This window comes from Pyxidicoccus sp. M6 (assembly GCF_055568925.1).
Genome location: NZ_CM145714.1, coordinates 6,556,943 through 6,574,978 on the forward strand (window position 1 = coordinate 6,556,943; position 18,036 = coordinate 6,574,978).

16 protein-coding genes are annotated in these 18,036 nt (G+C 67.7%); 10 read left to right on the top strand and 6 right to left on the bottom strand.

The annotated features are described in order from the left end of the window. Window positions 1-49 precede the first annotated feature (49 nt). Window positions 50-883 (bottom strand): NAD(P)H-dependent oxidoreductase, encoded by an 834-nt coding sequence (locus ACVTJA_RS26235; RefSeq protein WP_465840129.1) that lies wholly within the window; start codon window positions 881-883, stop codon window positions 50-52. Between the two features lie 128 nt (window positions 884-1,011). Here ACVTJA_RS26235 and ACVTJA_RS26240 point away from each other — a divergent pair, with 128 nt between their 5' ends. The 3 genes from ACVTJA_RS26240 (at window position 1,012) to ACVTJA_RS26250 (ending at window position 5,492) form a co-directional block, all read left to right on the top strand. Then, the gene (locus tag ACVTJA_RS26240; protein WP_465840130.1) at window positions 1,012-1,353 is read left to right on the top strand and encodes a winged helix-turn-helix transcriptional regulator; all 342 of its coding nucleotides are present in this window, start codon (window positions 1,012-1,014) and stop codon (window positions 1,351-1,353) included. Window positions 1,354-1,587: 234 nt separating this feature from the next. Next, entirely contained in the window at window positions 1,588-3,699 is a 2,112-nt protein-coding gene (locus tag ACVTJA_RS26245; RefSeq protein ID WP_465840132.1) for a hypothetical protein, read from the top strand. A 188-nt stretch (window positions 3,700-3,887) separates the two neighbouring features. Next, window positions 3,888-5,492, top strand: a complete 1,605-nt coding sequence (locus ACVTJA_RS26250; RefSeq protein ID WP_465840136.1) for a galactose-binding domain-containing protein — start codon at window positions 3,888-3,890, stop codon at window positions 5,490-5,492. Between the two features lie 90 nt (window positions 5,493-5,582). Here the strand turns inward: ACVTJA_RS26250 and ACVTJA_RS26255 are convergent, their stop codons facing one another. The 3 genes from ACVTJA_RS26255 to ACVTJA_RS26265 all read right to left on the bottom strand — a co-directional run bounded on the left by ACVTJA_RS26255 (window position 5,583) and on the right by ACVTJA_RS26265 (window position 9,552). Continuing rightward, entirely contained in the window at window positions 5,583-6,194 is a 612-nt protein-coding gene (locus tag ACVTJA_RS26255) for a LysM peptidoglycan-binding domain-containing protein (protein WP_465840139.1), read from the bottom strand. Window positions 6,195-6,317: 123 nt separating this feature from the next. Continuing rightward, window positions 6,318-8,990: an NAD(P)-binding protein gene (locus ACVTJA_RS26260; protein WP_465840141.1), complete on the bottom strand. Its 2,673-nt coding sequence runs from the start codon at window positions 8,988-8,990 to the stop codon at window positions 6,318-6,320. Between the two features lie 184 nt (window positions 8,991-9,174). Continuing rightward, entirely contained in the window at window positions 9,175-9,552 is a 378-nt protein-coding gene (locus tag ACVTJA_RS26265; protein ID WP_465840142.1) for a hypothetical protein, read from the bottom strand. 255 nt (window positions 9,553-9,807) lie between these two features. On the opposite strand from ACVTJA_RS26265, the gene ACVTJA_RS26270 reads away from it, so the two are divergent. The 6 genes from ACVTJA_RS26270 to ACVTJA_RS26295 all read left to right on the top strand — a co-directional run bounded on the left by ACVTJA_RS26270 (window position 9,808) and on the right by ACVTJA_RS26295 (window position 14,735). Continuing rightward, window positions 9,808-10,215, top strand: a complete 408-nt coding sequence (locus ACVTJA_RS26270) for a hypothetical protein (RefSeq protein WP_465840144.1) — start codon at window positions 9,808-9,810, stop codon at window positions 10,213-10,215. 214 nt (window positions 10,216-10,429) lie between these two features. Beyond that, on the top strand, window positions 10,430-11,443 hold the full coding sequence (locus tag ACVTJA_RS26275; RefSeq protein WP_465840146.1) for a medium chain dehydrogenase/reductase family protein: 1,014 nt from the start codon (window positions 10,430-10,432) through the stop codon (window positions 11,441-11,443). A 117-nt stretch (window positions 11,444-11,560) separates the two neighbouring features. Continuing rightward, a complete protein-coding gene (locus ACVTJA_RS26280; protein ID WP_465840148.1) occupies window positions 11,561-12,436 on the top strand; it encodes a hypothetical protein in 876 nt (291 codons plus the stop codon). A 62-nt stretch (window positions 12,437-12,498) separates the two neighbouring features. Then, on the top strand, window positions 12,499-12,654 hold the full coding sequence (locus tag ACVTJA_RS26285; protein WP_465840149.1) for a hypothetical protein: 156 nt from the start codon (window positions 12,499-12,501) through the stop codon (window positions 12,652-12,654). 260 nt (window positions 12,655-12,914) lie between these two features. Further along, entirely contained in the window at window positions 12,915-13,832 is a 918-nt protein-coding gene (locus ACVTJA_RS26290) for a LysR family transcriptional regulator (RefSeq protein WP_465840151.1), read from the top strand. Window positions 13,833-13,979: 147 nt separating this feature from the next. Then, entirely contained in the window at window positions 13,980-14,735 is a 756-nt protein-coding gene (locus ACVTJA_RS26295; protein WP_465840152.1) for an SDR family oxidoreductase, read from the top strand. A 133-nt stretch (window positions 14,736-14,868) separates the two neighbouring features. Here ACVTJA_RS26295 and ACVTJA_RS26300 read toward each other — a convergent pair whose 3' ends face one another. Together ACVTJA_RS26300 and ACVTJA_RS26305 are read right to left on the bottom strand one after the other, a co-directional pair. Then, on the bottom strand, window positions 14,869-15,408 hold the full coding sequence (locus ACVTJA_RS26300; protein WP_465840154.1) for a GNAT family N-acetyltransferase: 540 nt from the start codon (window positions 15,406-15,408) through the stop codon (window positions 14,869-14,871). A gap of 177 nt (window positions 15,409-15,585) precedes the next feature. Then, window positions 15,586-16,476 carry a LysR family transcriptional regulator gene (locus ACVTJA_RS26305; protein ID WP_465840155.1) on the bottom strand — a complete coding sequence of 297 codons (891 nt, stop codon included), beginning with the start codon at window positions 16,474-16,476 and terminating at the stop codon, window positions 15,586-15,588. Between the two features lie 214 nt (window positions 16,477-16,690). On the opposite strand from ACVTJA_RS26305, the gene ACVTJA_RS26310 reads away from it, so the two are divergent. After that, window positions 16,691-17,947: an MFS transporter gene (locus ACVTJA_RS26310; protein WP_465840157.1), complete on the top strand. Its 1,257-nt coding sequence runs from the start codon at window positions 16,691-16,693 to the stop codon at window positions 17,945-17,947. Window positions 17,948-18,036 lie beyond the last annotated feature (89 nt).

The following is an 18,036-nucleotide window of genomic DNA, read 5'->3' on the forward strand; positions in this document are numbered from 1 at the left end:
ACGTTGCGTCAGGTGCAAGGCCACCGGAACGACTTGCGCGGCTCCTGACTCAGAGCGCTTCGGTCGCGAGGACCTTCACGTCGACCGGCAGTTGCTCCGGCTCGCCCGGCTGGACCAGGTGGATGCGTGTGCCGGAGGCACCGTGGCCGAGGCCGGGCTTCAGCACCTGCTGGGTGTCGTAGTGGCCGCCGTTCTGCCGCCGGAACGGGATGGGGGCGTCCGTGAACAAGCCATCCAGCCGCGCCACGAATGCCTCCGCGACAGCCGGCCACTGCTCCGCGCTCAGGCGGTCGGTCTGATAGGTCGCGAACGGCGGCAGGACATCCATGCCAGGATAGTAGAAGACCCCGTGGTGGATGGGGAACAGGAGGTCATCCAGGGCCCCGTTGACGCCGCGGTCGGAGTAGTGCGGCGCGCGCCCTCCAATCGTGACGGACAGCATGGCACGGCGGCCCGTCAGCGTGCCCTCGCCATAGCGGTCGCCCCAGCGTTCGCCCTCGTGCACGCCGACGCCGTAGGCGAAGCCGTAGGCAAAGACGCGGTCGATCCAGCCCTTGAGGATCGCCGGCATCGAGAACCACCACAGGGGGAACTGGAAGATGACGGCATCGGCCCAGAGCAGCTTCTGCTGCTCGGCCGCGATGTCCGGGCTCTGCGTGCCGTCCGCAAAGGCGTGTTTCGACGCCCGCACATAGGACAACCGCTCTCCAGATTCGTGGTTCAGGAAATCGTCGCCATCGGCGACAGCCTTCCACCCCATGGCGTACAGGTCGGAGACCCGGACCTCATGGCCCCGCGTGCGGAGGTGGCGCACCGCGAGGTCCTTCAGTGCGCCATTGAGCGAACGCGGCTCTGGGTGGGCGTAGACAATCAGGATGTTCATGGACGTGCCCCTTCAGTTGGACATGGAGAGGGCCGAGCCTCCCCGCGTCTTCATGGCGAAGTGGTACGATTCAGGTTCCGATTTCGCAAGTACGCACAAGTTTGGGCAGTACGCACAAAAAGGGAACCATGGCTCGAAAGCGCGACGACGACTCGAACACCAACTGCGCGGTGGAGGCGTCCCTCGGCGTCATCGGCGGACGCTGGAAGGGCGTGGTGCTGTACTGGTTGTTGAAGGGCACGCACCGCTTCGGTGAGCTGCGCAAGCGGCTGCCGAACTGCAGCCAGCGCATGCTCACCCTGCAACTGCGCGAGCTCGAGGAAGACGGGCTGGTGAAGCGTACCGTCTACGCCGAAGTACCGCCGCGCGTGGAGTACGAGCTCACCGCCTTCGGACGCTCACTCGAGCCGGTGCTGCTGGGACTGCAGGATTGGGGTGAGAAGTACAAGCGCCGGCTCCAGCGCGTGTGAGCCCAGGTATCAGCCCGTTCGCCATGACCGCGGAGCCCCGAGCCCGTGGAGCTCAGCCGGCTCGCGCGAAGGTTCGTGGCTTCCCGCGTTGACTCGTGCGGGTCCACCCGCGGAGGCGGTAGGGGAGCGCTGACAAAAAAGTCTGTCTCTTCGCGAGGACTCCAGGTACAGGGCACGGCCAGGGGCCGACGACCTGTCATTTCCGTCCGCGATGCGCGGATGTGGAGGTGCGAGATGCAAAGAGTCGGAGTCCTCTTCTCGATTCTCACCAGCGTGCTCCTGTGGCTGCCCGGGCGCGCTCACGCGCAGACCCTCGAGCGGCCCATCGAGGTCATCGGCCCCGAGGGGTACACCCGGAGCGTGTCATTCACGCTGTCGCCGGACGCCGTGTCACAGGCCGTCCACCTGTGGATACAGGCGCACAATCTCAGCTACGAGGGCAAGGGCTCCGTCCGCTTCAACGACGACGCGACGTGGATTCCCCTCAATAACTCCACCGTGACGGTCGAGGGCCGGGGCAGGAACTACGGCGGCATTGGCGGCGCCTTCGCCACGCTCTCGATGAGGCTCCCGATTCCGGCAGGCGCCCTGAAGTCAGGCACCAATACGCTCCACTTCCGCTTCAACTACACGGACGAGCGCTCCATCGGCTACCGCGTCCTCCGGTTCAACCTGCTGCGCGCGGATGACACGCAGGTCATTCCCGAGAGCGCGTTCTCCGACGTGGATCCCCACTCATGGACAGCGCCCTACCAGGACCTGGCGTCCATCTCGGAGGGTGAAGCCCTCTGGAGGACCGCGACCCTGGTGCCATCCTCGAAGAATGGCACGCCGATGCGCGCTCACTGCATGGACTGTCATACCCAGAACGGGATGGACCTGAAGTACTTCGGCTACTCGAACCACACCATCGTGGAGCGCTCGAAGTTCCATGGCCTGACCGAGGAGCAGGGCCTGAAGATTGCCTCGTATATCCGCTCCCTGTACGGCGTGAAGCCCTGGGGGCGCCCGTGGAATCCACCGTACCAGCCGGGGCCGGGCCTGGACTCACTCGGCGTGGAGCGGTGGGCGGCCGGCGCGGGCATCGAATGGGTCCTCCCCGAGGACAAGGACATGCTCCCGTACATCTTCCCCGGGGGCATCACCGAGGAGGCGGTGTCCACCAAGGCGAACCTGAGCGCTCGGGAGATTCCCACGACGCTGCAGCTTCCGGACTGGAACCACTGGCTCCCGAGCATCCACCCCAAGGACGCCTGGGGAGATGACTTCGTGAACTCGCGCGTCAGCGGCAGCTACGACGGCCAGGGCACGTGGGCGCTCACCTATGACCCGACCGGCACCAAGACGGGGAGGGCACACGCCGCACGCGTCGTCGCGTCTGGCTATTCCACCTACCGCAGCGAGCTCGTCTACTTCGCGGAGGAGTGGAATCTGTCGCTGTATAATTTCCTCCTCCCTCGCTATCCCGACACGGTGAAGATCTCCGACCCGGTCTACTCGCGGAAGATCTACTCGACGGGGCTCTGGAAGCTGGTCAAGGAGTTCGAGCTCATGAACGAGTTCCGGCTCGACGGGCACTATCAGCAGCTCTTCCCCACGGCGCGTGACTCGAGGGCCTGGTTCTTCAACTACAGCTTCGATGTCTCGCCGAACACCATGAAGCTCCCCGCCGCGAACACGGGCATCAACAACAACTCGACGTTGATGCACCTGTATTTCTCGACGGCCTGGTACCACGTCGCGCTCGTGCTCAACAATGGCAACCACAGCAACGGGGACCGGAGGAACTCGCAGCGCCCCATCGACTGGCCCTATGTCCATGGCTTCATCCTGCACCTGAGCAATGACGTGGCGGGCAATCCCTCGACGATGTCGAACCAGGTGCTCTTCCTCATCAAGGGGATGCAGGTCGCGGACAACTCGCTGCCCTTGAGTCACAACGGAGGCTGGCACATCCGGGGCCCCGCGAGAATCACGTCCCTCGTGCACTTCGGTTGGTCCGCGGCCCGGAGGACCTGGGGCATCTCCCCGGAGCAGCGCAAGGCCATCTTCCAGGTGCTGCTGTCGACCTGGCTCAAGAAGACGAAGGAGTACTCACCGGAGACCTGGCGGACCGCCTACGCCATCGACCCGAGTCAGCCATACACCTTCGTCGACCAGTTCCCGGCCATCAACAACATCTGGTACATGATTCCGCGCTTCCGGTACTTCGGCGTCGACGCGGCCCTCGTGGAGGAGCTCACCCAGTGGGCGGAGAGCGTCTTCACGGGCGTGGACTGGACTCCGGTGCGCAACGCCACCTGCACCGAGCGCGCCTCCGGCGAAATCTCCTGCACGAGCGGGTAGAGCTGAAACATTCCTCCGCTGTTTAAATCAATCCAAAGATTGACACTCCGATTTGAGCGCTCGCAATGTCAGCCGGTCGCCGAGACTGGCGACGGGGAGCGCGCCAGCGCGCCGCGGGCAGTCCCGCGGCGCGTGCGGCGCGCACTGATGTCATCGCATCCACGACGCTCATTGCTGGAGGTCACACCATGTCGAGGTCGAAGCAACTCTCGTCTTGCCTCCGTCTCACTCGCCGAGCCTGGCCGGCGCTCGCTGCGCTCGTCCTGACCGCGCTCGCGCCGGCGGCTCGCGCTCATTCAGCGGTCTACGGTGGTGGCCCGTTCTATTCCGGCGGCACCGCGGTGATGGACGACCTGCGCGGCTCGGGCTTCACGACAATCATCCTGTGGAGCTTCCACATCGAGGACAACGGCGACCTCGTCTACAACGACATCCCGGTGGTCAGGAACGGCGCCTACATCGGCGACGCTGCCTGGCCGACGCGGCTGGCCACGCTCAAGACCGCGCCGACCTCGGTCAACCGCATCGAGGTGTCCATCGGCGCCTGGAGCGTTCCCGATTTCGAGCGCATGGCCAGGCTGGTCAATGGCACCGCGACCGGCTGCGGCAGCACCCTCGTCTGCGGCACGGGCAGCAACAGCATCCTGTACCGCAACTTCCAGGCGCTGAAGACCGCCACCGGCGCCGACGCGGTCAACTTCGACGACGAGAGCGCCTACGACCTCGCCTCGACCACCCAGTTCGGGCAGATGCTGATCGGCCTGGGCTACAAGATTGCCTTCGTGCCCTATACCAACCAGACCTTCTGGAGGAGCCTCAAGGACAACCTCGGCAGCGCGGTCGACCGCATCTACCTGCAGGTGTACGACGGCGGCGCCGGCAACAATCCGGCGAGCTGGAACACCGCGATGGGCATGACTGTGGCCCCGGGCCTGTGGTCGCGCCACGGCAGCGGCTGCACCAGCGGCGACAGTCCGGCCACGGTGCAGAGCAAGATGACCAACTGGAAGAGCAGCGCCGGAATCACCGGCGGCTTCATGTGGCTGTACGACGACATCCAGGCGTGCTGGTCACAGGGCACGACCGCGCAGTACGCGGCGGCCATCAACACCGCGGTCAGCGGCAACTCCCCGCCGGTGGCCAACTTCAGCGTCAGCGTGAGCAGCCTGACCGCGACCTTCACCGACGCCTCCACCGACAGCGATGGCAGCATCGCCTCGCGCAGCTGGAACTTCGGTGACGGCACCAGCTCGACGGCGACCAACCCCAGCCGTACCTATGCCAGCGCCGGCGACTACAACGTCAGCCTGACGGTGACGGACAACGGCGGCGCCAGCAACACCAGGACCCAGGCCGTGTCGGTCGGCACCGGCAACATCAACCTGGCGCTCAACAAGCCGGCGACCGGCACCAGCGCCTGCAACGCCAACGAAGCGCCGGCCAAGGCGGTCAACGGCAGCGTCTCCGGCGGCACCACCGACAAGTTCTGCTCGTTGACCTCTCCGTCCTGGTTGCAGGTCGACCTCGGCTCGGCCCAGACGGTCCGCAGCTTCGTGGTCAAGCATGCCGGCGCGGGTGGCGAAACGACCAGCTGGAACACGCGGGCCTTCACCATCCAGACCTCCACCAACGGCACCACCTGGAGCACCCCGGTGACGGTGACCAACAACACCGCCAGCACCTCCACGCACGCCATCACCGCCACCTCGGCGCGCTACGTCCGGCTCAACGTGACCACCGCGACCCAGAACGGTGACCCGGCGACGCGTATCTACGAATTCGAGGTGCGCTGACCCCGCTCGCTGCATCCACCGAGCGGAGCAGGAAATACAAAGGGGGACGGGGCAGGGTGGCCCGTCCCCCCGAAGTCGCGGAGCCGCCGGTCAGTAGCCGACGTAGCCGCTGCCGTTGTTGAGTCCCTTGATGCCGGGGACGTTGGAGACCGAGCCGTAGCGCGCGATGGAGTAGCGGACGCCCGCGATGATGTTGTCCACCGGGTTGCGGATGTTGTCGTGGCCGGGGAGCTTGTGCGCGTCGAACGTCGGCTGGATGGTCTGCATCAGGCCGATGGAGGGCGTGCCCTTCTTCGCGTTGGAGTCCCAGTTGTTGATGGCGTTCGGGTTCCCGCTGGACTCGTGCTGGATGATCTTCGCGATGTCCTGCGGATTCATCTTGTCCGCCGGGACGCCATTCGCCTTGAGGATGTCCGTCGCCTGCTTGATCCAGTCACCGACCTGGCCCTTGGGCACGTCACCCGGCGCCTGCGTCCCGGTGGTCTTCTTGGTGCCGCCCGTCAGGTCCGGACCCTTCTTGCTGCCGGCGCCTTCCGCCTTGAACTCGTCCTTGCTGCCCGGGATGTTGAGCTTCGCCCCCGAGTAGATGAGGTTGGCGTTCTTGATGTTGGGGTTCGCCTTCATCAGCGAGCCCACATCCGTGTGGTAGCGCTTCGCAATGCCGCTCAGCGTGTCGCCTGACTTGATCCGGTAGTCACTCATGGGGGGAACCTCGTGATTGCCGAAGACGGTGATGCCTGATTCTCGGGAGGATATTTCCGGAGTTTCGCCCACATTTACGTTTTTTGTGGGTAACTGGCCTTCATGCTCCGACCTTGCCGGCGGTCAGCTCACACCCGGGATGCGGCCCTTCAGCAGGGCTTCCACACGCTCGCGCACCGTTCCCAGGAGGGACTTCAGGGGCTCCATGCCGCGCAGCGGGCCCAACTGCGAGAGGAGCGGCAGGGCCAGGGGCTCCAGGTGCAGCACGTCCCAGACATGGGGCAGGCCCGCCGCGTGGAGCTTCGCGTCCAGCTCGCGCAGGGGCACCAGCTCGGCCAGCTCGTGCTTCTCGGGGTCCCAGATGCGGCAGTACTCCCCGATGGGCGTCATCCGGAATCCGGGGGTGCCCGTCAATGAGCCCTCGTTGCCGTACTCAGGCACGGTGGGCTGGGGACTCGCGCTGGCTGGGGGCGGAGGCGCATGGGGCTCCTTGCCATGCCGGAAGGTGAGGTAGTGGTCGATGATGGCGTTGACGGCATGGCGAGCGGACTCGTTCGCCGACTCCATGGTGGTCATCCGCGTGAAGGTCTTGAGATAGGTGCCGGCGAAGACGAGCTTGGCGAAGTGCACCTGGTAGCCCCCGTGCGGCGCCTGCCACAGGTCGGGGTGGCTCTCCGAAGGCGCTACGCACCCGGAGGAAGGCACCATCGGGTCCCAGGGGTCGGCGCCGGGCCTGCGGTCCCAATCACCCACGACGGGGATGAGATAGGGCGTCCGGTTCTCGACGGCGCGCTCCTTGCCGTCCGAGTCCTTCTCGAAGCGGATGGAGCGGTCCAGGTGGTACCAGGCGGGCTCCGGCAACTTGAATCCAGGGTCGACCGACTGGGGGAGGGGCGCGTTGTGCTGCTCGGTGGCGTTCCTGATCTGCCGCCACACCTCGTGAGCGATTTCCTCGCGAGAGCACGTCGAGGGGCTCTTCAGTCCGGGCTCGCGCACGTACCAGTTGCCGATGTCCACGCTGAGCACCGCGCCGAAGCCGTCCTGCCAGTAGGCGGGCGGAGACGCCCAGTACTGCTGGCTGTTGATGGCGGACAGGCCCCAGGGCGCGTCGAGGAAGTAGATGTAGCCCTCTGCGAGCCGGACGGTGGAGGGAAAGTAGAACTGGATGCCGGTGAGCGTCTGGAACCGGTCCCAGGGGTCGTGGCCGGGAAGCACGTGCGGGTCTCGCGACTGCTCCTCCTCCTGCCCGCGCGGGTTGGCTGGAATCCGGGTGGTGAAGCCGCGCAGTCCACCGATGACGCCGATGGCCGGCTCCAAACCCTTCGTCACCTCCTCCGCGGCCGCCGCGTCGGTCGCGACGAGGTAGTAGTCCACCAGCTCGACGTCGCCCTCGGACGACTCCGGGTCGTGCCACTCCGTGTCCTGTTTCTCTGCCTCTTCGAGGGAGGGACGCCACCAGGCGACGAGCCCGCGTTCAGTGGACTCGAACCGGGTCAGCTTGCCCAGGACGAACTCGACGCTCAGGTATCGCTCCAGGTATCGGCGCCATGGGCGGAGCCAGGCCAGGGTGGTGGGCCCATTGAGGGTGCCATCCGTCTTCGGCATGGGCAGCAGGTTGTTGAGGTAGAGCTGCGCGAGCGTGTTGCCATTGGTGCGCGCATCCCCCCATTCCCCATCGAAGGCAGCCAGCACCCGGGGCGCGAACTTCATGTCGCGCTTGAACGCCTCGCTGTACGTGTAGCGGCTCGTGTTCGTCTTCGGGTCACGGTCCTCCAGGTATTCCCACCAGGAGATGCTCTCGTATTCGGCCTTCCTCCGCTCGGAGCTGGTGCACAGGTAGCGCCAGATGCGCAGGGTGAACTGGAGGGTGTCCGTGGGCGGGTAGCCGGAGTCGGCCAGCTCCCAGAGCTCCTGGAGCATCTCCACCGGACGGGTGGCGGGAGCCCGGCGCAGGAAGCGGATACGGCGGCCCTGTGAGGCGATGCCGTAGAAGCTGGAGGGGACGAGGTTGTCGAAGACGCGGCGGGGCGTGAGGTTGTCGTCCTCGTCCAGGAGGGGCGTCTCCACCATCGTGGAGGCGAGGTGACGGTAGGACGACGGGATGAAGCGGAAGCCGTGCTCGCCGGGCAGGAAGTGCAGGAACTCGAACCATATTCCCTCCTCGTCCTCGAGCTTGCGCAGCGGCTCCTCCAGCACGCTCTCGAGCTGCGTGGCTCTCTCCTCACCGACGATGACCACCCGCTCCGGCGGGAAGGGCCAGTTCACGTTGTTCAGCAGGTACTTGCGCAGGTAGTCCGCGTTCTTCCTGCGTGCCATCCTGCGTGTGGGGCTCGGGGGCGTACGCAGATGGAGCACGCCCACATGCTTCGAAGTCCTGTAGCGGCACTTCGCCATGATCGGGGCAAGCCGGTTGACATCGATGGAGCCGGGCTCCGCCTTGTCCGGGTCGAAGGATGGGGCGAACGCGTAGAAGAAGCGGTACTCGTCACTGAGCGCGAGCCTGCCGCCCTCCTGGAAGTTGCCCTGGGCCCCCTTCTCCACACGCACGAACTGGGTGCGGGCCATCCCTCCCACGGCGATGCCACGGCGGGTGAGGTCCCCTGCCTCGTCGTACGACTCGACCTGTCCCATCTCGTCGCATTCCCGGGCGCACTCGATGACGCGTACCCGGAAGCCCCGGCGAGCCAGCTCGTGGGCGGCGGTCAACCCGGCGATTCCCGCGCCATAGATGTGGACGCGGGCGAGCCTCCTGGGTTTGTCGGGAGGGAGCTCCCCACCATCGCTGCGTACCGTCATGGACGTCTCCAGATGGCCGCGGGGCCTCGCCCACGGAAGCCATCGAGATGGCTCCGCATGACTGCTTTGCCGGAGGCAAAGGGTGACACCTTGTCCCTGGCAAGCCAGAAGCCCGGAAGCGCCGGGCACCGTCTGGAATCGCGCAGCACCGGGCCCGGTGAACCATCCAGGAGCGGCGTGCCGGTTAGAGGCAGTCCGTCACGAGCTCCTGGCCTTCGCAGTGCGCGTCCTGGGCGGCGTAGCACTTCGCCGAGATGAGGGTGCCCCAGGTCGCGATGCGCCACCACCCCTCGTCGTCGACGCAGTGGCCGAGGGAGTCCTCGTCCATCACCTCGCACACCAGGTCTTCCGCCGCGCGGATGGAGACCTGGTGCCGGTAGCTCTCGGCCGGGATGCTCTCGTTGGACTCCGCGCATCGTCCGAGGGAGCCACATTGCTGGAGCTCCGACTTCCACTCCGTCCCTCCGTAGTGGATGTCCGAAAAGATGGAGAGGTTGCCGGGCTGACCGGCCTGGGCGATGGACGCCGCGAACAGGGCCGCGATGATGGCGAAGCGCTTCATGGGGTGTCCGGTTCCCCGGGTCAAAGCCCGGCGCCAGGTAGAGCGGCCTCGCGCCGGATGTGATTGGCGGTGGGCTGTCGCCTCCCACGATGGCGTGCGGAGGGCGCGGCGCCGGGCTGTCGCCTCCTGGCTCTGGTGCCCGGCCTGACTCCTGGACGGTTGCATCCGGCCTGACAGCCCGCCTGCTTCATTACGAGCGAGCCCGAGGATGGCCATGCATGTTCATGACCTGGGCGTCTCGAAAGGAGTCAAGCGATGCGAAGAGCTGTCCGGCTCGCCGTGCCCACCGCGGTGTTGTTATCGATGGTCTGCGTCGTGTTACCTGCCAGTGCGTCGACCAGCGAGGATGTTGCCATACGGGAGAGCGACCAGCGCCCGGTCGCCAGGGCCTGGTTCAACAGCGGAAGGACCCCGTGCCTGCCTGGACTTCCCAACACACTCACGCTCGCGGTGGAGGAGGGCGCTGAGTCGGCCGAGGTCTATTGGGACATCCGGGGGGAGACCAGCGGAACCTGGAAGGAGACGGTCGATAACGTCGACAAAGAGAAGACGTTCTCGGTGTCCGGACCGGTCCAATCCAAGGCGCAAATCCGGTACAGGGTATGCGGCACGCTCGAGGGACAGAAACACTGCGGCGACGGCGCGTCCGACTGGGTTCGCTAGCCCTTTCAGCACCGAGCCGCTCGCTCACTTCGTGGAGCCGACCAGGCGCGTCCCGGCCATTGATAGCGGGGCTGCTGGGTAGCGGGCGCTGCCTCGCCAGCTTCCGCCTTTTCGATACCCCGAAGGCCGCTCCGTACCCCGGGCCGATGGCGGGGTGACCGGGCCATGGGAACCGTCGTGGCGAACGGCAATCATCGAGGGAAGGAAGGTCGCGATGAAGCGTGTCGTCGTCGATCACTTCGGCGGGCCCGAGGTCGTGACGGTCGTTGATGAAGACGCTCCGCGACCGGGGACTGGCGAGGTCCGCGTCAGGGTTCTGGCCGCCGGCGTATCTTTCACCGATGCCCAGCTGCGCGCCGGCACGTATCTCGGCGGGCCGAAGCCGCCGTTCACGCCCGGCTACGAGCTCGTCGGCGTCGTCGAGGAGCTCGGCCCTGGCTGCTCGAGGTTGCGAGTGGGGGACCGGGTCGGCGCGCTGACGGTGTGGGGCGCCGATGCGGAGCGCGTCTGCGTGCCGGAGAAGTACGCGGTCGAGGTGCCCGAGGATCTCGACCCGGCCGAGGTCGTGAGCCTCGTCTTCCCGTACATGACTGCCTATCAACTGCTTCACCGCACGGCGAAGGTGAAGCGCGGGGAGACGGTGCTCGTGCACGGCGCGGCTGGCAGGGTGGGCACGGCGCTCCTCGAGCTCGGAGCGCTGGCCGGACTTCGCCTCTACGGCACCGCTTCGGCTCGCGACCGCGCCGCGGTCGAGCGGCTGGGCGCGGTGGCCATCGACTACCGCAACGAGGACTTCCTGGCGCGGGTGCGCGAGCTGACCGGCGAGGGGGTGGATGTCGCGCTCGACGGAATCGGTGGCGTGTTGTCGCTGCGCTCCTTCCGCGCGCTGCGGCCCGGAGGAAGGCTCGTCGTGTTCGGCCGCTACGCCACGCTCGCGCACGGGCGCAAGAACTGGCGAGCGGTGTTCGAGTGGTACGCGGCGACCGCGCTCGTCGCGCTCTGGGGGCTGGTCTCACCTCGCCGGCGGGTGCGCTCCTACCGGATCCAGAAGCTGCGCATCCGCCACCAGGATTGGTTCCGGGAGGACCTCCTCGTGCTGCTCGAGCGGCTTCGTCGTGGCGAGATCCACCCGGTCGTGGCCGAGCGCCTGCCGCTGTCCGACGCGCGTCACGCCCACGAGATGCTCGAGCGCTCGGCGGCGAAGGGCAAGCTCGTGCTCGTGCCATAGCCTGCTCCTGGGGTGGAGCCGCCCCGCCTTGTGTGACTCCGGAGCGCGTCGTTAGATGGCCCGATGGGTGTCCGGTTCGGATTTCGTGGGGGTTGGGGAGCGTGGCTGTACGCGCTGGTGTTTCTCTTCTTTCTGCCGGCCTGCGAGGCCTTCGACAGTGGCCCCACGCTGGAGACGAAGGCCCGGCGGGCGGAGGCCGAGCAGAGGCCCGCGGATGCGCTGAGGCTCTACACGCGAGCCTGTGACAAGGGCGTCCTCACGAGCTGCCTGCGCCAGGGACAGCTTCTCGCCGAGGGACTCGGGACGGCGAAGAACGAGGCCGAGGCGCTGAAGCCGTGGCTGCGCGCGTGCGATGGCCAATTGGCGGACGCATGCGCGGCGGCGGCCGCCGTCCTCGCGCGGACGCCCGCGGAGGTGAAGCGCACGCAGGAGCTCGAGAAGAAGGCGTGCCAGCTCGGCCGCCAGGGCTCATGCGTGGACTGGGCCTCGCGCTTCATCGACTCACTGCAGGAGAAAATCGTCGACGCCCCCATGGCGGACAAAGAGGAGTACGCCAACGCGTTCGCGGCGCTCCGGAGCGCGTGTGGTGCCGGGGAATCCCGCGGGTGCGAGGTCGTGTGCTCGAAGACGAAGGGCCTTGATTCGGACGCCTGCCGCGCGGGCTGCGACAAGGGAGCGGCGCGGACGTGCCACTTCGTCGCGCAGTCCTATCTGAATCAGGAGAAGCGCGACTTCAAGCAGGCCCAGGCGTTCGAGGAGAAGGCCTGCGAGGGCGGTGAGTCCGTGGCCTGTCTGACGCTGGTGCGACTGGGGCGACGGGGCTGGTTCAAGGGCGTGAAGCCGGCGGTGCTCGTGAAGCGAGCCTGCGAGCTGGGGGACTGCTCCGCCGCGTGCGAGCTGGGGGATGCCAAGGCGTGCGACGCCGAGGCGCGGAGGCTCGCCGCGAAGGGAGACGCGGAGGTCGCGAAGAGGAGTCGGGGCGAGAGTGGCTGAGCTGTCCGCGCTGTCCACTCACCTTCATCGGAAACGACGCGAGCGCGCCGTCGCTCGGAGCGGTGGCCGAGGGCTCCTTCGTCGAGCCAGGCCGGACCGAGTCCTTCATCGAGCTCAGTGGGTGTGAGGGGTACGAGTTCACCGGCATCACGCGCGGCACGTTCGGCCGGCGGGTGCTCCTGGCGGAAGTGGACGGCCATTGGAAGCTCATCCGCTAACCACAGCATCGAGTGGAAGTGGGACGGCGACACGCTGTCGGTCCAGCAGGACTATGTCACCACGCAGAAGTTTCGCGGCGCGCGCAACAGGTTGGTGGACCGCGACTGGCGCGCGGCGCGCTCCTTCGACTGAACGGCACGCCTCGAAGAAGCGAAGGACACCCGGCGAACCTCGCGCCGGGCGCTCGCGTCCGAGTCGTCGTCGGTAAGTAATTTCGGATGCAATCCAGTTACCGGACCTCTGTCGTTGCAGGATTCCCATGTCGAAACTGCCGGATTTCGAGGGGCTGGCGATGTTCGCCAAGGTGGCCGAGGAGCGTTCGTACGCGGGGGCCGCGCGAGCCATGGGGCTGTCCGTGGCGACCGTATCGCGTGGCGTCAGCCGGCTGGAGGAGCGGCTCGGCGCACGGCTCTTCAACCGCACTTCGCGGCGACTGGCGCTGACGCCGTTCGGGCGGACATTGGCGGAGAGCGCCAGCCGCCTCTATCGCGACGCCGAGGCCATGGAGCACGCGGCGCGGGAACAGTCCGCCCAGCCGCGGGGGCTCATCCGCCTGGCGGTGCCCATGTCCTTCGGCCTGCGCTGGGTGGCGCCGCTGATGCCGAAGTTCTTCCGCGCCTATCCCGAGGTCTCGGTGGATCTTCACCTCTCGGACGAGGCCGTGGACCTCGTGGGGCAGGGCTTCGACGCGGCACTGCGAATCTCGGCGCAGCTGGACCCGTCGCTGGTCGCGCGGCGGCTCTGTCCTGTCTCACGCTTCATCGTCGCGGCGCCGCGCTACCTGGAGCGGCACGGCCGGCCGAAGCACCCTCGCGACCTGATGGGCCGGGACTGCCTTGGCTACGCCTACCGTGCGCGGAGCGACGCCTGGCGGTTCGTCAACGCCGCGGGCCAGGAGGAGAGCGTCACGCCCACCGGCCGGCTGCGCGCCACCAATGCGGATGCCCTGGTGCCCACCGTGCTCGCGGGGCTCGCCATCGCCGAGCTGCCCGAGTTCATCGCGAGCGAGTACCTCCGCGACGGAAGGATGGAGGTGCTCCTGAAGGACTGGCCCCTGCCAGCCGGCGGCCTCTACTTCGTCACGCCCGCCACGGGTGTCCGCCCCGCCAAGGTCGAGGTGCTCTCTGCCTTCTTCGCGGAGCACCTCTCCAAGCCCACGTGGCGCTGGCCGCGGTGACACGGCCTTCACTGTCCCTCCATTCCTGCAACGATGGTTTGCAATCCTTGCGGTTTCGGCGCCACGCGCGTCCCGCTACATGTGGCTCACACCAACGGAGACCGCCGATGCGCCTCGACGCATGGCTCGCCTCCCAGGAGGACCATCATGTCCCGCAAGCTCGAAGGAAAAGTGGCCGTCATCACCGGTGCCACCAGCGGAATCGGCCTCGCGGCCGCCCGGCGGTTCGTGGCCGAGGGCGCGCACGTCTACGTCACCGGCCGGCGCCAGGCGGAGCTCGACGCGGCGGTCGCGGTGCTCGGCGGCAGCGCCACCGGCGTGCGCGCCGACGCATCGAGCCTCACCGACCTCGACCGGCTGTTCGCTCGCGTGCGCGAGGAGAAGGGGCGCATCGACGTGCTCTTCGCCAACGCGGGCGGCGGCTCGATGCTGCCGCTCGGCGCCATCACCGAGGAGCAGTTCGACGACACGTTCGGCCGCAACGTGAAGGGCGTGCTCTTCACGGTCCAGAAGGCGCTGCCGCTGCTGGCCGAGGGCGCATCGGTCATCCTGACCGGCTCGACGGCGGGCACCGAGGGAACCCCGGCATTCAGTGTCTACGCCGCGACCAAGGCCGCGGTCCGCAGCTTCGCGCGCAACTGGATTCTGGACCTCAAGGGCCGGAGCATCCGCATCAACGTGCTGAGCCCTGGTGCCACTCGCACGCCGGGCCTGGTCGACCTCGCCGGGCCCGACGCCGCGAAGCAGCAGGGGCTGCTCGACATGCTCGCCTCGAGGATTCCGATGGGCCGGGTGGGGGAGGCCGACGAAATCGCCAAGGCGGCGGTGTTCCTGGCCTCCGACGACTCGAGCTTCGTCAACGGCGCCGAGCTCTTCGCCGATGGCGGCCAGGCCCAGGTCTGAACGAGCGAGCCCCAGGACGCGGCCAGCCTCATCTGCCTCTCCTGCGATGGGCGGGGAGGCCTCGGGCTGTTGAAACCCCGGTCCCCACGTCCAATCGCGTGCCACCTGTGGGGCAGTGGCATGTCGGGTTGCTTCAGCGAATATCGGGGAGGCGCTCGAAGATGCGCGTCGGCTCACCCTTGTACTTTCCGACCGCGAACTCGTGGAAGCCGCACTTGCTCGCGACCTTGATGGACGCCGCGTTCTCCAGGTCGATGAGGCACACCACGCGCTCCGGGCCGAACTGTCCCACGGCCCACTTCAGCATCGCCCGCACCGCCTCCGTGGCGTACCCCTTGCCTTGGGCCTCCGGAACGAGCGCCCAGCCGGCTTCCTTCGCGCCGCCGAGCGACGGCTGGATGTCCCTCCGGAAGTCCGCGAGTCCCACCTCGCCGATGAACCGGCCCGTGGCCTTCTCGCGCACCACCCAGAACCCGTACCCCATCACGTCCCAGTGGCCCACGTAGCGCAGCAGCCGGGCCCAGCAGTCCTCGCGCGTGGACGGCTTGCCGCCGATGTAGCGGGTGACCTCCGGGTTGCCCCACATCGCGAAGGACTCCTCGAAGTCCTCGAGCCGATGGCCGCGCAGCGTGAGGCGCTCGGTGTCGATGGCGGGGATGACGGTGGCGGGCATGGACTTCACTCCTGTGTGCGAAACACGGCGGGGGAAACGGCGCTCTTCCCGAGGACACCACTCCGGGCCAGATGGCGCGCTGCCCGGTGTTCTACACCGCCGTCGTCCGAGGTGAACTGTCCCAGCGCAATGAGCTCAGCGTCTCCGAGAACCGCGAGCTGTTCTGGACGCGCGACGTCAACGCGTCGCCACCGCCACGGCTGCCGGAATCTTCTCCCGCATCAGCTCCACGAACCTGCGCAGCCTCGCTGGATGGAACCGCGCGGCCGGATAGACCAGATACATCGGCAGGGGCGCGGCTCGCCAGCGCGGCACCAGGTGCACGAGCCGGCCACGCACGATGTCCTCGTGCAGCACCCAGGCCGAGCCTACGCAGACGCCGAGGCCCTTCACCGCCGCGCTCCGGATGGCGTAGAGGCTGTCCGTGCTCAGGCGCGGATGGAAGGTGATGGGCCGGACCTCGCCGGTGGTCACGTGGGTCAGCGATATCTCGTTGCGATAGAACGTGCGCAGCGACAGCCACGGCAGCCGCGCGAGCTCGTCGGGATGGGTCGGCACGGGCAGGCCCGCCAGCACTGACGGCGCGGCCGCGACGATGCGCGGCACCTCGGCCACGCGGATGGCCACGACGCTGGGGTCATTCACCTCGCCGACGTGGATGGCGCAATCGATACCGGTCGCGATGAAGTCCACCGCCCGGTCGTGCAGCAGCCATTCGACTGAAACCCGCGCATGACGATTCAGGTACTCCGTCAGCGGCTCCACCAGTAGCTGTTGCCCGAACGCATGCGGCACCACGACGCGCAGCGTGCCCTCCGGTTCGGCGCTCGCGCCGCGCAGGTCGGCCTCGAACATCTCCCAGTTGGCCAGCAACTCCTTCGCGCGCTCGTAGCAGCGCGCACCGTCCTCGGTGAGCTTCATCGCATGGGTGGAGCGCTGAAGCAGCCGCAGCCCCAGCGAGCGCTCCAGCGCCTGGAGCCGTCGGCTCACCGTCGGCTGCGTGGTGCCCAGTTGCGCGGCGGCAGAGGACAGGCTTCCGGCGTCGACGATGCGGACGAAGGTCTGCATCAGCTCGATCCGGTCGGCGGTGGCTGGCGGGGTGGGGGAGGGGAGCCGCTTCTGGGAACCACGCGGCCGGGCCGGCTTGGAAGGGTTGGGCATGGGGGCGCGCTTCGAGCTGCTTTATACGCGGAGCGTATATCCGCTGTGCGGACCACGCTACTACCGGGTCCTTCCCCTCTGGCGCACTGTCACCTCGTCTCGCAGCGCCGAGGTGAACGTCATGTCCTTCATTCGTGCCGTACATGGAACCGCAACGGCCAGTCCGTCCCAGCCCACGATTGCCAGTCACGGGGCCAGCGCGCCCTTGTCGGGCGGCCTGCGCCTGCTGCTGGCCGCGGGCGCCGGGTTGTCGGTGGCGTCGATTTATTACAGCCAGCCGATGTTGGGAGTGATGGGGGCTGGCATTGGCGCCTCGGATACCGCGGTGGGCCTCGTGCCCACGCTCACCCAATTGGGCTACGCGCTGGGCATCCTGCTGCTGACGCCGCTCGGTGACCGCTTCGACCGGCGCCGCATCATCCTCATCAAGGCCGCGCTGCTGAGCGTAGTGCTGCTGCTGGGAGGAATCGCTCCGGGCATCGGACTGCTGCTGGTGGTGAGCTTCGCCGTCGGCCTGACGGCGACGATGGCGCAGGACATCGTGCCGGCCGCGGCGACGCTGGCCCCCGAGCGCGAGCGCGGCAAGGTGGTGGGCACGGTGATGACCGGCCTGCTGCTCGGCATCCTGTTGTCCCGTGTCATCAGCGGTGTGGTCGCCGAGCACTTCGGCTGGCGCGCCATGTACGTGATTGCCGCCGGCAGCGTGGCCCTCATCGGCGTGGCGGCGTGGCGCGGCCTGCCGCGCTTCCGTCCGACGAACACGCTCTCGTACGGCGCGCTGCTCGGCTCGCTCGCCAGCCTGTGGAGCAGGTATGGCGCCCTACGCCGGGCCGCGCTGGCGCAGGGGTTGCTCTCGGTGGGCTTCAGCGCGTTCTGGTCCACCCTCGCCGTGATGCTGCATGGCGCACCGTTTCACCTGGGCAGCGCGGCGGCAGGTGCCTTCGGTCTGGCCGGTGCGGCCGGGGCGTTGGGCGCGCCAGTGGCCGGCCGTGTCGCGGATCGCTTCGGTCCCGAAGTGGTGACTCGCCTGGGCGCCGGACTGACCGCTGTCTCGTTCGCCACGATGCTCGCGTCGCCGTGGCTCGAACCGAGCGCACGGCTGTGGCTGATTGCCGGCAGCGCGATTGGCTTCGACCTCGGCGCCCAGATCACACTCGTGGCGCATCAGACGATTGTCTTCGGTATCGACCCCGCCGCGCGCAGCCGGCTCAACGCGGTGTTGTTCGTCTGCATGTTCATCGGCATGTCCATCGGCGCGGTGACGGGCAGCCTCGTGCTGGCCCGGTGGGGCTGGGTGGCGGTGACGGTGCTGGCGACCACCTCGGCGCTGGCGGCCTTGCTGGTGCGCCTGTTTCCAGGAGCCCGCACGGCCCCCTGAGCCACTACGGTAGAGGCAAGGCCGGGGGACCGCACGATTGCCCCTCGGGCACGCTCAAGTGGGGCACGAGCCCCTTCGCGACCGGACAG

What these genes read in the sequence shown, in the direction of transcription:
- ACVTJA_RS26270 (WP_465840144.1), top strand. Translation starts at nt 9,808, where the DNA reads ATGCGAAGAGCTGTCCGGCTCGCCGTGCCCACCGCGGTGTTGTTATCG.
- ACVTJA_RS26305 (WP_465840155.1), bottom strand. Translation starts at nt 16,476, where the DNA reads ATGCAGACCTTCGTCCGCATCGTCGACGCCGGAAGCCTGTCCTCTGCC.
- ACVTJA_RS26265 (WP_465840142.1), bottom strand. Translation starts at nt 9,552, where the DNA reads ATGAAGCGCTTCGCCATCATCGCGGCCCTGTTCGCGGCGTCCATCGCC.
- ACVTJA_RS26290 (WP_465840151.1), top strand. Translation starts at nt 12,915, where the DNA reads ATGTCGAAACTGCCGGATTTCGAGGGGCTGGCGATGTTCGCCAAGGTG.
- ACVTJA_RS26250 (WP_465840136.1), top strand. Translation starts at nt 3,888, where the DNA reads ATGTCGAGGTCGAAGCAACTCTCGTCTTGCCTCCGTCTCACTCGCCGA.
- ACVTJA_RS26235 (WP_465840129.1), bottom strand. Translation starts at nt 883, where the DNA reads ATGAACATCCTGATTGTCTACGCCCACCCAGAGCCGCGTTCGCTCAAT.
- ACVTJA_RS26310 (WP_465840157.1), top strand. Translation starts at nt 16,691, where the DNA reads ATGTCCTTCATTCGTGCCGTACATGGAACCGCAACGGCCAGTCCGTCC.
- ACVTJA_RS26295 (WP_465840152.1), top strand. Translation starts at nt 13,980, where the DNA reads ATGTCCCGCAAGCTCGAAGGAAAAGTGGCCGTCATCACCGGTGCCACC.
- ACVTJA_RS26255 (WP_465840139.1), bottom strand. Translation starts at nt 6,194, where the DNA reads ATGAGTGACTACCGGATCAAGTCAGGCGACACGCTGAGCGGCATTGCG.
- ACVTJA_RS26260 (WP_465840141.1), bottom strand. Translation starts at nt 8,990, where the DNA reads ATGACGGTACGCAGCGATGGTGGGGAGCTCCCTCCCGACAAACCCAGG.
- ACVTJA_RS26240 (WP_465840130.1), top strand. Translation starts at nt 1,012, where the DNA reads ATGGCTCGAAAGCGCGACGACGACTCGAACACCAACTGCGCGGTGGAG.
- ACVTJA_RS26275 (WP_465840146.1), top strand. Translation starts at nt 10,430, where the DNA reads ATGAAGCGTGTCGTCGTCGATCACTTCGGCGGGCCCGAGGTCGTGACG.
- ACVTJA_RS26300 (WP_465840154.1), bottom strand. Translation starts at nt 15,408, where the DNA reads ATGCCCGCCACCGTCATCCCCGCCATCGACACCGAGCGCCTCACGCTG.
- ACVTJA_RS26245 (WP_465840132.1), top strand. Translation starts at nt 1,588, where the DNA reads ATGCAAAGAGTCGGAGTCCTCTTCTCGATTCTCACCAGCGTGCTCCTG.